This window comes from Stenotrophomonas sp. 63632_Sma (assembly GCF_056482875.1).
Genome location: NZ_CM151220.1, coordinates 3,546,265 through 3,558,115 on the forward strand (window position 1 = coordinate 3,546,265; position 11,851 = coordinate 3,558,115).

An 11,851-nucleotide genomic window follows, 5' to 3' on the forward strand; every position below is an offset into this window, starting at 1 on the left:
TCTGGCGAGTCTACCCCAGCCGCTGCGGCTGGCGAATTCTCCCAGGTTCCCCTGCTTAAGCTGGAGTTGCAACCGGATGGCGATGTCCCTGGCCGAGATCCGATACCTGATCAACCGCCTCACGGGCCTGGCCCGCCGGAGCCTGGCCAGCCTGCGTACCCGTGGGTGGCGGGCGACCTGGCAGCGCATCCGCGTGCATACCCAGCGCGCCGTTCCTGCGCCGCGAACGCCGCTGTTCCTGCCGCCGGCACAGGATTTCGCCCCCTTCACGGTGCCGTTCAGCGAAACGCCGGAAGTGAGTATCGTCATCCCGGTCTACAACCACGTCGGCCATACCCTGGCCTGCCTGCGCGCCCTGGCGGCACATCCGCCGCTGGCGGCGTGCGAGATCCTGGTCGTGGATGACGGCAGCAGCGACGCCACCGTGCAGTGGATGCCGCAGGTCGCCGGACTGCGCTATGAGGTGCGCGAGCACAACGGCGGCTTCATCGAGGCCTGCAACGATGGCGTGTCGCGCGCACGCGGCCGCTATGTGGTGCTGCTCAACAACGATACGGTGCCGCAGCCGGGCTGGCTGGATGCCCTGCTGAACACGTTCGCCAGCACGCCCGACGCCGGCCTGGTCGGCAGCCAGCTGCTGTACCCGGATGGCCGCCTGCAGGAATCAGGGGGTGTGATCTTCGCCAACGGCAGCGGCTGGAGCTACGGCCGTTTCGAGGCGGCGGACGACCCACGCTTTGCCAGCCTGCGGGACGTCGACTACTGCTCCGGCGCGGCGCTGATGCTGCCGCGCGCCCTCTGGCAGCAGCTGGGCGGCTTCGATACCCGTTACAAGCCGGCGTACTACGAGGACACCGATCTGGCCTTCCGCGTTCGCGCCCAGGGCCTGCGTGTGCTGGTGCAACCAGCCAGCCGGGTGATCCACGATGAAGGCACCAGCAACGGCACCGATACCGGCAGCGGGGTGAAGGCCTACCAGGTGCGCAACCAGGCCATCTTCGCCGCCCGCTGGGCCACCGAGCTGGCCCACCATCCGGCGGTGGGCGAAGTGCCGTCACCCGCGCTGCTGCTGCGTGGCCGACGCCAGGTGTTGATCCTGGACGAGGAAGTACCCCAGCCGGATCGCGATTCGGCGTCACTGCGCCAGGTGAACCTGATCCGCCTGCTGCTGCAGGGCGGCGCTCATGTGGTGTTTGTTCCCACCCGCCGCGAACATGGCGGTGCCGCCACCGAAGCACTGCAGCGGATGGGCGTGGAAGTCTGGTATGCGCCGTTCCTCGATGGCGTCGCCAGCTGGCTGCGAACGCACGGTGCGCGTTTCCACGTGGCGCTGCTGGTCCGCCACCATGTCGCCCACGAGTGCCTGCCGCTGCTGAAGCGCTATGCGCCGCAGGCCCGCACCGTGTTCGACACCGTGGACCTGCACTACCTGCGCGAACGTCGTGGTGCCGAAGTCGCCGGTGATGCCGGGTTGCTGCGCGCCGCCGAGCGCACCCGCGCCAGCGAGCTGGCGGTGATGGAGCAGTGCGACGTCACCGTGCTGGTCAGTGCCGCCGAGCGCGAGCAGCTGCAGGCCGACGCCCCTTCCGTGCAGGTGGAGCTGATCTCCAACCTGCACGACGTCGCCGGCGCCGGCAAACCGTTCGAACAGCGCCATGATCTGGTGTTTGTCGGCGGCTTCCGCCATCCGCCGAACCTGGATGCCATGGAGTGGTTCATCGGCGAAGTCTTTGCCGGCATCCGCGCCCGCCTGCCCGAGGTACGCCTGCACTGCATCGGTGCCGCCACACCGGAATCGCTGCTGGCATTGGCCGCACGCCAACCCGGCGTGCAGATGCACGGTTTCGTCGAGGACATCACGCCCTACATGGACGGCGCACGCATTTCCATCGCGCCGCTGCGTTTCGGCGCCGGCGTGAAGGGCAAGATCAACCTGAGCATGGCCCATGGCCAGCCGGTGGTAGGTACCACCTGCGCTGTGGAAGGAATGCACCTGCACCCGGGCCAGGACGTGCTGGTGGCGGATGATGCGGCGGGCTTCGCCGATGCGGTGGTCCGCCTGTACCAGGATCCGCAGCTGTGGCAGCAGTTGTCCGACGCCGGCCTGGCCAACATCGCAGAGCACTTCTCCCTCGACGCTGCCCGCGCGACCGTGCAGCGGGTGTTCTTCACCTAATCCGGGCGACCGCCGGCGCGGCGCAGGCGGTCTTCGAACGCCGGCAGCTCGGCCAGGTCCGGTTGCAGCAACCGGGCCTGTTCGGCGGCGTGTGCGGCAAACGCCAGGTCTCCATTGCCGAGCCGTTCGCTGCCGATCGCCAGCCAGCGCTGGGCCAGGCGCAGGCGTGCCGAGGGAAGCCCGGCCGCGGTCGGCGACAGGGTCTGCCACGCCTGCAGGCAGGCACCTGCGGCCTGCACGCGATTCTGCCGCAGGTTGTCGTCGAAGCAGCGGCGACTGGCGGGCAGCAGCCGCGCTGCGGCAGCCTTCACCCGTGCATCGCGTGGCGCCAGTGACTGCGCTTCGCGTAACGCGTCGAACGCACTGTGCCCGGGGGGGCTGATCCATTGCCCGGCACGTTCGGCGCGCTCGATCCTGCGCAGGTGGTCGCGCAGTTGGCGCTCGCGCTGCGTGTTGCTGACCGCCGGCTGCTGCAGCGCCTTCTGCGCCTGTTGGGCGCGCTGCAGGCGTTGCGCGAGCTGCTGTTGCGCTGCCGGCGAAGCACCCAGTTCCGCTGCCAGTGCGGCATCGGCCTGCGCCGCTTCGAACTGGAAATCGTCGGCCTGCTTCTGGCTGCGTGCCAGCACCGCCTGCAAGGTCTGTTCGCGGCCGCGCTGGGCACTGGAATCATCAACCGCCACTGCCAGCACGGCGAGGAATCCCTTCGCTGCGGATTCCAGCTGCCGACGCTGCAAGGCGCGCTGGGCCTGGCGCAGGCGCTGGTCGACGGCCTGTGCCAATGCTTCCTGGCTGGCGGGCAGATCGGCGTGGCCGGCATCGAACTGGCGCGCACGCTGCAGTATCGCGGCTGCCTCGGCCAGCTCGCCGCGCCCGGCCAGGATGCGGGCCTGCTGCAGCAGATCGCTCAGTGCGTCCTCGCGACCTTCCAGCGCCGGAAGATTGTCCGGCTGCAGTACCAGGATGCGCTGGAACAGGGGCAGCGCGCTGCTGTCACCGTCGTCCAGCCGGCCCGCTGCAAAGGCGTTGCGCGCCTGCGCCAGCAGTGCACCGATGCCGGCTCCTGCGCTGCGCCGGGCCTGCAGCTGGCGTGCCACGGCATCCGCATCGCCCTGCGGCACCTGCAGTTCCCGGGCCAGTGCCAGCGCCTGCGCGCTGCCTTCGAGGTCGTTGGCCTGCAGTTTTTCGCTGGCCTGCTGCAGGGCCGCGGCGCCGGTACGGGCCAGCCCCTCACGGGCCTGCGGACGATCACCATCCAGCGCCAGCACGGCCTGGTAGCGCTCACGCGCACCACTGCCATCGGCGGCACTCAGCCGCCCAGCCGCCAGTGCGCGATCGCCTTCGGCCAGCAACTGTTCAATCTGAGGCTCATCCCAGAACCAGTCGGCCAGCGGCTTGCGCAGCAGCACCAGCAGCACGAACACCGCCAGCGCCGCGACCAGCGCCCAGCGCCACACCCGGCGCGCGTGACGTGCCTGCAGCCACCACCAACGGCCTTCGCGGCGGACGCGGTCCAGCGCAGGATGTTCAGCGCCATGCGGGCGATGCGGAGGCTCGCGTTCCATGCGTGCAGGGTAGCCGGGGCAGCGTGAAGCTCAGCCGAGGCGACGCGCCTCGCTCACGCCGGGCAGCGCATCCAGCTTGCCCAGCAGGGTCGACAGCTGGCCGTAGTCGCTCACCTTCAGGCGCAGGCGCAGGTGGGCACGGCCACTGTTGCGCACGTTGTCACTGTGGATGTCGAGCACGTAGGCGTCTTCCTGGGCGATCAGGTTGGTGATGTCCTTCAGCAGCCAGCGGCGGTCGACCGCAGTGACCACCACGTCCACTTCGTAGCCGCCACCGGCCTGGCCCCACTCCACCGGCAGGATGCGCTGCGGGCTGGTGGCTGCCAGCCGGGCCAGCGCGGCACAGTCTGCACGATGCACGGTGACACCCCGGCTACGGGTCAGGTAGCCGACGATCGGTTCACCGGCCACTGGCTGGCAGCAACGCGCCAGCTGCACCAGCAGGTTGCCCACGCCCTGCACGGTGAACTTGGACTTGCCCAGGTTCTCGCGGCGCGCGGTCGGCCGCGGCAGGGCTGGCGCGGGCGTCGGCTGGCTCGCTGCACGTTCGGCTTCCAGCAGGGTACGACTGACCTGGTTCGGGCCGGTGTCACCCAGCGCCACCTGGATGTAGAGGTCGTCAACGCTGTCGGCATGGAACTTCTTCGCCGCCACCGCCAGATCAGAATGCTGCAGGCCCAGACGCTTCAGCTCGCGCTCGAGCAGCTCGCGCCCGGCCTGCACGTTGCGCGCGCGGTCCAGCTTGTGGAACCAGCTGCGTACTTTTTCGCGCGAGCGGTTGCTGGCCAGGAAGCCGTTGGCCGGCATCAGCCAGTCGCGGCGCGGATCGGCCTCCTTGCCGGTCAGGATCTCGACGCGGTCGCCGCTGCGCAGGCGGTAGGTCAGCGGCACGATACGGCCATTGACCTTCGCACCACGGCAGCGGTGGCCCACCATCGTGTGCACCTGGTAGGCGAAATCGAGCGGCGTGGCGCCCTGCGGCAGGTCCAGCACCTCGTCCTTCGGGCTCAGTGCATAGACCCGGTCCTCGGTCAGCTCGGCATCGAGCGCCCCGGCCAGTTCATTGCCCTGCCCGTCCTGCGCCTGCTCCAGCAGCTGGCGCATCCAGGTGATCTTGCGGTCGAAGGACTTCTCCGCGCCCTTGCCGCCTTCCTTGTACTTCCAGTGCGCGGCCACGCCCAGCTCGGCCTGCGAATGCATCTCGTGGGTACGGATCTGCACTTCGATGGTGCGCCCTTCCGGGCCGACCACGGCGGTATGCAGCGAGCGATAGTCGTTGGCCTTGGGCCGGGCGATGTAGTCGTCGAACTCGCTGGGCACCGGCGCCCACAGTGCATGCACCACGCCCAGCGCGGCGTAGCAGGCGGCGACATCGTCGACCATGACGCGCACCGCACGGATGTCGTACAGCTGGTCGAACGCCAGCCGCTTCTTCTGCATCTTCCGCCAGATGCTGTAGATGTGCTTCGGGCGGCCACTGACCTCGGCCTTGATGCCCTGCGCGACCAGTTCGCGCGACAGCACCTTCTTGACGTTCTCGACGTAACGCTCGCGGGCGATGCGGGTTTCGTCCACCTCCCGCGCAATGCGCCGGTAGGTCTCCGGTTCCAGGTGGCGGAACGCCAGGTCCTCCAGCTCCCACTTCAGCTGCCAGATGCCCAGGCGGTTGGCCAACGGCGCATGGATGTCGCGGGTCAGCTGCGCCAGCGCGCGGCGTTGCTCGTCGTCCAGCTTGTCGGCCGCGCGCATGCGCGCCAGCTGCTGCGCCAGCAGGATGGGCACCACGCGCAGGTCACGGATGATCGCCAGCAGCAGGCGGCGCAGGCCCTCGCTGTTGCGCCCGGCCTCACGGCCGGCATGCAGTGCCCAGACCGGATCGGCCGCATCCTGGCCATCCAGCAGGCCGATCACTGCGGCCTTGTGATTGCCCAGCGGCAGTTGCTCCAGGCTGGCGCGCAGGCCGGGCAGATCGAACAGCAGGGCCGCGACCACCGCGCCTTCGTCGGCCGAGAGCATCGCCAGTGCGTCGAGGGTGTCGCCCAGCACCGACCAGCTGGCGCGCATCTGATGGTCGCAGTCCGGTGCTTCCCAGTGCCCGCGCAGGGCCTGGCGCAGCGGAGCAGGCAGCACGGCTGCCGAGGGGCGGTTCAACAAGGCATCCAGGCCGGGGACGGAAGCGCGGTTCACAGCATCGAGCAGGCAAGACAGAGGCCCCTACACTAGCGCCGGCGCCGTTCAGGGACAATCACCGCGGCCACCATCACCCGGCATGAAGACATGCCGCTACACTCGCGGGCAAACCCAGGAGAGTCCCGACATGTCCTCGATCGTCCCGCGTTTCCGCCTACGGCTGCTGGCCTGTGCCGCACTGTTGCTGTCCCTGTCGGCGCCTGCGCTGGCCCAGCGCGTGGTGGAGGGTGACCTGCAGCAGCAGATGTCACCGGCCGAGTTCAAGGCGGCCGGCCTGGACAAGCTCAACGCGCAGGAACTGGCCACGCTGAACCGCTGGCTGCAGGGCAAGGTCGAAGCGGCCACCACCCAGGCGGTTGCGGCCGTACGGGAAACGGCGCGCGAGGAAGGCCGTCAGGAAGTGATCGTGAAGAATCGCGGCTTCTTCGATTTCGGCAGCAGCGAGCCGATCACCGGCGTGCTGCAGGGCGAGTTCCGCGGCTTCGGCAAAGGCCGCGTCTACGTGCTGGACAACGGCCAGGAATGGGAGCAGACCGATGCAAGCACCCTGGCCGGTGTGCGCAAGCAGTCCCCCGCCGTCAGCATCAAGCCCGGTGTGATGGGCGTGTGGTACCTGAAGGTCGACGGCGTGAACACCCAGCCGAAGGTGCGCCGAACCAAGTAACGCCGTGACGTTGCTGCAGAGCCGAGCGTGGGCTCGGCTCTGCAGCAACGACGTCACGCCTGGCGCAATGCGGTCACCCGCTGCGCCAGCTTCTTCGCCGAGATGCCGGTGCGCGCACCCAGCTCCTGCGCGAACAGTGACACCCGCAGCTCTTCCAGATCCCAGCGCAGCGCCTGCCATTGCGGGCGTTCGCGCAGTCCCTGCTGCTCCCCCGCTGCCAACGCCTCCAGGAACGGATGCAGTTCCAGCATGCGTGCCTGGTCACGTGGCGGATCACGCTTGGCACGCTCGGTACGCAGGATCATCGCCTTCAGATAGCGCGGGTACTGCGCCAGCGCGTCGGCCGGCGTGTCACGCAGGAAGCCGGGATGGATCAGCCCGACAAGCTGCGCTTCCATGTCGTCCAGATTGCCGCGCGCCCAACCCATCAACGGTGCTTCCAGCATCGGCTTCAGTTCCGCCACCAGCGCCAGGATGGTTTCGGCCAGCTTCAGCCGCGACATGGCCTCGCCGAACAGCGCCTTGGCCGCATGCTCACGACGCTGCTCGAAGGCTGCCGCATCGCGGATGTCTTCCAGCCCCTCGGCCAGTACCGCGTTCATCGCCGCATCGACCAGGTCACCACGCAGGCGCTCCTGCGACTCGATCGCCGCATACAACAGGCCGGTCTTGGCACCGACCGGCAGCTGCTTGCGCGCCTGCTTCACCTTCTCGGCCAGGGCAATCTCCAGCAGCCGGCGCACGCCCAGCGGATGGGCCTCCTGCGCCTGCTGGCGATCGGCGAAGATGCGCAGCGCCACGCTGTCGCCCTCGTCCAGCAGCGCCGGATAGGCCGGCACGCCCGCTTCACCGGGTACCTGCAGCGGAATCGGCGTGGCCGGGAACGTGCGCAGGCCATCGGCGGCCATCTCGCGCCCAGCGCGTGCAGCGAACGCATCGCCGGCACGACCACCGAATTTCGCGCGCAGTGCGTCCAGATCGCGCGAGGTCGCCAGCACCTTGCCCTGCTCGTCGCGCAGCCGCAGGTTCATGTGCAGGTGCGGTTCGATCGAACCAGGCTCGAAATCGAGCGCGGTCACCGTTGCGCCGGTCGCACGTGACAGGAAGCGCGCCAGTTCGCCGGTAATGGCATCGGCGCTGGGCTGCGGGAACGCCTCGTAGAACGCGCGGCCGAAGTCCGGTGCCGGCACGTAGTTGCGGCGCATCGCCTTGGGCAGGCTGCGGATCAGTGCCGAGGCCTTGTCGGCGACGAAACCCGGCGCCAGCCAGCCCAGTTGCACCGGGTCCAGTGCGTTGAGCAGGTGCAGCGGTACGTCCAGGGTCACGCCATCGTCGTCGGCACCCGGTTCGAAGCGGTAATGCAGTGGCAGGCGCGCCTGGCCCAGCGGCAGGTACTTCGGGTAACGCTCCTGTTCGCTGCCCTCACCCGGCAACAGATCGACCAGCGACCAGTGCAGGGTCTTGCGCTGTTCCGGCGCCAGCCCCTTCCACCAGGTATCCAGCCCCGCGGCCGAATGGATCTGCGGCGGCACCCTGTCCAGGTACCAGCGCGCCTGCCAGTCCTCGTCGGCGACGATGCCGGCGCGGCGCAGCTTGGCTTCTTCTTCGCGGGCGACCTCCAGCACTTTCTGGTTGTCGGCCACGAAGCTGGCGCGGGTGTTGATCTCGCCGGTCACCAGCGCCTGGCGCACGAAGATGTCATGTGCCTCGCCCGGCGCGATGCGGGCGTAGTGCACCGGCTTCTTCGGCGCCAGCACCAGGCCGAACAGGCTGATCTGCTCGGAGGCCAGCACCTGGCCCTGCGCGCGCGACCAGTGCGGGTCGAAGTGCTTGCGCAGCAGCAGGTGCGGCAGCTCGGCGATGACCCAGTCCGGCTCGATCGCCGCCAGGGTCATGCCCCACACCTTCTGCGTATCCAGCAGATTGGCCACCAGCAGCCACGGCGGCGGACGCTTGGACAGCGCCGAGCCCGGGAACGGCAGGAAGCGGCGCTGGCGCGGCGCCTGGAAGTCACCCTTCTCGGTGCGGTGGCCGATCTGCGTCGGCAGGCCCGCCACCAGCGCCCGATGCAGGGTCTGGTACGCAGCGGCACGCACGCGTTCGCTGAAACCGCCGCCCACCGGTGCCTGTTCCTTCTGCGCACGCACGGGCACTGGCGCCGGGGCCGCCTCGGCCTTGCCTTCGCGGGCCAGGCGCGCGGCACGGTGCAGCTGGCCACGGGTGGCCTTCACTGCAGCGGCGTCATCGCGCGCCGGAGCCGGTGCACTGCTGCCGGCCAGCAGCGGTGCCATCGAGGCCTCGTTGGCTTCTTCCTTCCAGCCCAGTTCCTCGCACAGCAGGCGCAGTTGGCGATGCAGCTCGCGCCACTCGCGCATGCGCAGGAAGCCAAGGAAGTGGCGGCCGCACCAGTCACGCAGCTTGGACTGGGTCAGGTCTTCATGGGCCTGCCGATAGGCATCCCACAGGCGCAGCACTCCGACAAACTCTGACCGCCCATCGGCGAACTGCGCATGCGCGCTGTCGGCCGCGCCACGCGCTTCCGGCGGGCGTTCGCGCGGGTCCTGGATGCCCAGGAACGAGGCGATCACCAGCATCGGCCGCAGGCAGCCGGCAGCCTGCGCGGCCACCAGCATGCGCGCCAGCTTCACGTCCACCGGCAGGCGTGCCATCTGCTTGCCGATGGTGGTCATGCGCCGCTCGGCGTCGATCGCGCCCAGTTCGGTCAGCTGCTGCCAGCCATCGGCCACCGCACGCTCGTCCGGCGCTTCCAAGAACGGGAACTCTTCGATGCGGCCCAGGCCCAGCTGCAGCATGCGCAGGATCACCCCGGCCAGGCTGGAGCGGCGGATTTCCGGATCGGTGAACTCGGGCCGCGCCTGGAAATCGGCCTCGGCATACAGGCGGTAGCAGATGCCCTCGGCGATACGGCCGCAGCGGCCCTTCCGCTGGTTGGCGCTGGCCTGCGAGATCGGCTCGATGTGCAGGCGGTCCAGCTTGTTGCGCGGGCTGTAGCGCTTGACGCGGGCAAAGCCCGGATCGACCACGTAGCGGATGCGCGGCACCGTCAGCGAGGTTTCCGCCACGTTGGTGGCCAGCACGATGCGCCGGTTCGACCCGGGGTTGAACACCCGGTCCTGGTCCTGGTTGGACAGGCGCGCGTACAGCGGCAGCACCTCGGTATTGCGGTACTTGCGGCGTTCCAGCGACTGGTGCGCATCGCGGATCTCGCGTTCGCCGGGCAGGAAGATCAGCACGTCGCCGCGCGCATCCAGGCGGGTGATCTCGTCGATGGCCGACACGATGGCGTCGTTGACGGTGCGTTCGCCCTGGTCTTCGCCCTCGCCTTCCAGCGCGCGATAGCGCACTTCCACCGGGTAGGTGCGGCCTTCGACGCTGATCACCGGCGCATTGTCGAAATGCTGGGCGAAGCGTTCGGTGTCGATGGTGGCCGAAGTGACGATCAGCTTCAGGTCCGGGCGCTTGCGCAGCAGCTGCTTCAGGTAGCCCAGCAGGAAGTCGATGTTGAGGCTGCGTTCGTGCGCCTCGTCGACGATGATCGTGTCGTAGTTCGACAACCAGCGGTCACTGGCGATTTCCGCCAGCAGGATGCCGTCGGTCATGAACTTGATGCGGCTGTCTTCGCTGACCTTGTCGTTGAAGCGCACCTGGTAGCCGACCAGCTGGCCCAGTTCGCTCTGCAGTTCCTGCGCCACGCGGCTGGCCACCGCACGTGCAGCAATCCGTCGCGGCTGGGTGCAGCCGATCATGCCGGCCTGGCCACGGCCTGCGGCCAGGCACAGTTTCGGCAGCTGGGTGGTCTTGCCCGAGCCGGTTTCACCAGCGATCACCACGACCTGGTGGTCGCGGATCAGCCCGATGATGGCGTCGGCTTCACGCGCAATCGGCAGCTGCGGGTCCAGAGTAATGGACGGCTGCTGCTGCGCCCGTGTCATCCGGCGCTGCACCGACGCCTGCAAGGCCTGCTCGAAAGTGGCGGCCAATGCCGCATCCTGTGGCTTGGCCTGGCATCGCGAGAGCATCCCCAGCAAACGGCCCCGGTCGCGGCTCATGGCGCCGTCGATGGCGGCGCGCTGTTGGCGCAGGCGGGGCGATGGATTTTTATCGATAGAGTTCATCAATCGGTTCGTTCAAAACTTTGAAAGCGACCAGTCATCACGACCGGTTTATTGTGAAGGCCAACGATTCCACAAGGAGGAACCCCATGGCGAAGACCAAGAGCACGACCAAGGCCAAGACCGGCAAGCAGAAGCTTGCAGCGGCGGCACCGTCGGCGCCGAACATCGATATCGGGATCACCCAGGGCGACCGCAAGAAGATCGCCGACGGTCTGTCGCGCTTCCAGGCCGATGCGTTCACGCTCTACCTGAAAACGCACAACTTCCACTGGAACGTGACCGGGTCGATGTTCAACTCGCTGCACACCATGTTCGAGACGCAGTACACCGAGCAGTGGGCGGCACTGGACGACGTGGCCGAGCGCATCCGCGCGCTGGGCTTCAATGCCCCGGGCTCCTACCGGGAATTCGCTGCGCTGACCTCGATCGCCGAGGAACCGGGCCTGACCGACAGTGCGGACTGGCGTGAAATGGTACGCCAGTTGGTGGTCGCCAACGAAGCGGTCTGCCGTACGGCACGTGAAGTGCTGGACGTGGCGGCCAAGGGTGAAGACGCCCCGACCGAGGATCTGATGACCCAGCGCCTGCAGACCCACGAGAAGTACGCCTGGATGCTGCGCTCGCTGCTGCAGTAAGGGTTGAGGGGGGTCGGCAGGGCTTGCAGCCCTGCACCCGCCGAATCAACGTCAACATCAACGTCAAAAGCTGGTTTCCTGTGGGTAGGCGGGGTGGGTCCGGTGGCAGGGGACGCCGTAAACCCGTCCATGGGGGCTTGGCCGCGGCATCCATGCCGCGGACACCCCTGCCACCGGACCCACCCCGCCTTCGACAGTTTTTCGCGATCTGCCGGGACAGCGTCCGCTCTGGTAGGTGTCGACCTTGGTCGACACGGATGAATTCACTCGATATCTGACAGATGTGTCGACCAAGGTCGACACCTACCAACAGCCGCGTGAACCTGTCGAGGGCGGGGCGGTGTCGGATTGCGGGGTGTCAGCCGCATGGATGCGGCTGCCAAGCCTACACGGACGTACTTGCGGCGTCCCCGCAATCCCACACCGCCCCGCCAACCCACGGATCACCCCAGAGCCGGCTGTTGCCTTTGACGTTGCTCTGGCTTGAA

General features: G+C 68.3%; 6 protein-coding genes. 3 read left to right on the forward strand and 3 right to left on the reverse strand.

Going from position 1 to position 11,851, the window contains the following annotated elements; genetic code table 11:
• Positions 1-76: 76 nt before the first annotated feature.
• Positions 77-2,176: a glycosyltransferase gene (locus tag ACZK45_RS16460; protein WP_478444930.1), complete on the forward strand. Its 2,100-nt coding sequence runs from the start codon at positions 77-79 to the stop codon at positions 2,174-2,176.
• On the opposite strand, the gene ACZK45_RS16465 is transcribed toward ACZK45_RS16460, so the two are convergent.
• Positions 2,173-3,738, reverse strand: a complete 1,566-nt coding sequence (locus ACZK45_RS16465) for a hypothetical protein (protein WP_107431691.1) — start codon at positions 3,736-3,738, stop codon at positions 2,173-2,175. The genes ACZK45_RS16460 and ACZK45_RS16465 overlap by 4 nt on opposite strands.
• A gap of 30 nt (positions 3,739-3,768) precedes the next feature.
• Complete coding sequence (locus ACZK45_RS16470; protein WP_478444931.1) at positions 3,769-5,925, reverse strand: RelA/SpoT family protein; 2,157 nt, start codon at positions 5,923-5,925, stop codon at positions 3,769-3,771.
• Positions 5,926-6,055: 130 nt separating this feature from the next.
• Here ACZK45_RS16470 and ACZK45_RS16475 point away from each other — a divergent pair, with 130 nt between their 5' ends.
• Positions 6,056-6,592 carry a hypothetical protein gene (locus ACZK45_RS16475; RefSeq protein WP_032130197.1) on the forward strand — a complete coding sequence of 179 codons (537 nt, stop codon included), beginning with the start codon at positions 6,056-6,058 and terminating at the stop codon, positions 6,590-6,592.
• A gap of 53 nt (positions 6,593-6,645) precedes the next feature.
• Here the strand turns inward: ACZK45_RS16475 and hrpA are convergent, their stop codons facing one another.
• On the reverse strand, positions 6,646-10,728 hold the full coding sequence (hrpA, locus tag ACZK45_RS16480; protein ID WP_478444932.1) for an ATP-dependent RNA helicase HrpA: 4,083 nt from the start codon (positions 10,726-10,728) through the stop codon (positions 6,646-6,648).
• Positions 10,729-10,814: 86 nt separating this feature from the next.
• On the opposite strand from hrpA, the gene ACZK45_RS16485 reads away from it, so the two are divergent.
• Complete coding sequence (locus ACZK45_RS16485; RefSeq protein WP_125892792.1) at positions 10,815-11,363, forward strand: Dps family protein; 549 nt, start codon at positions 10,815-10,817, stop codon at positions 11,361-11,363.
• The last annotated feature ends 488 nt before the right edge of the window (positions 11,364-11,851 follow it).

What these genes read in the sequence shown, in the direction of transcription:
- ACZK45_RS16460 (WP_478444930.1), top strand. Translation starts at nt 77, where the DNA reads ATGGCGATGTCCCTGGCCGAGATCCGATACCTGATCAACCGCCTCACG.
- ACZK45_RS16475 (WP_032130197.1), top strand. Translation starts at nt 6,056, where the DNA reads ATGTCCTCGATCGTCCCGCGTTTCCGCCTACGGCTGCTGGCCTGTGCC.
- hrpA (WP_478444932.1), bottom strand. Translation starts at nt 10,728, where the DNA reads ATGAACTCTATCGATAAAAATCCATCGCCCCGCCTGCGCCAACAGCGC.
- ACZK45_RS16465 (WP_107431691.1), bottom strand. Translation starts at nt 3,738, where the DNA reads ATGGAACGCGAGCCTCCGCATCGCCCGCATGGCGCTGAACATCCTGCG.
- ACZK45_RS16485 (WP_125892792.1), top strand. Translation starts at nt 10,815, where the DNA reads ATGGCGAAGACCAAGAGCACGACCAAGGCCAAGACCGGCAAGCAGAAG.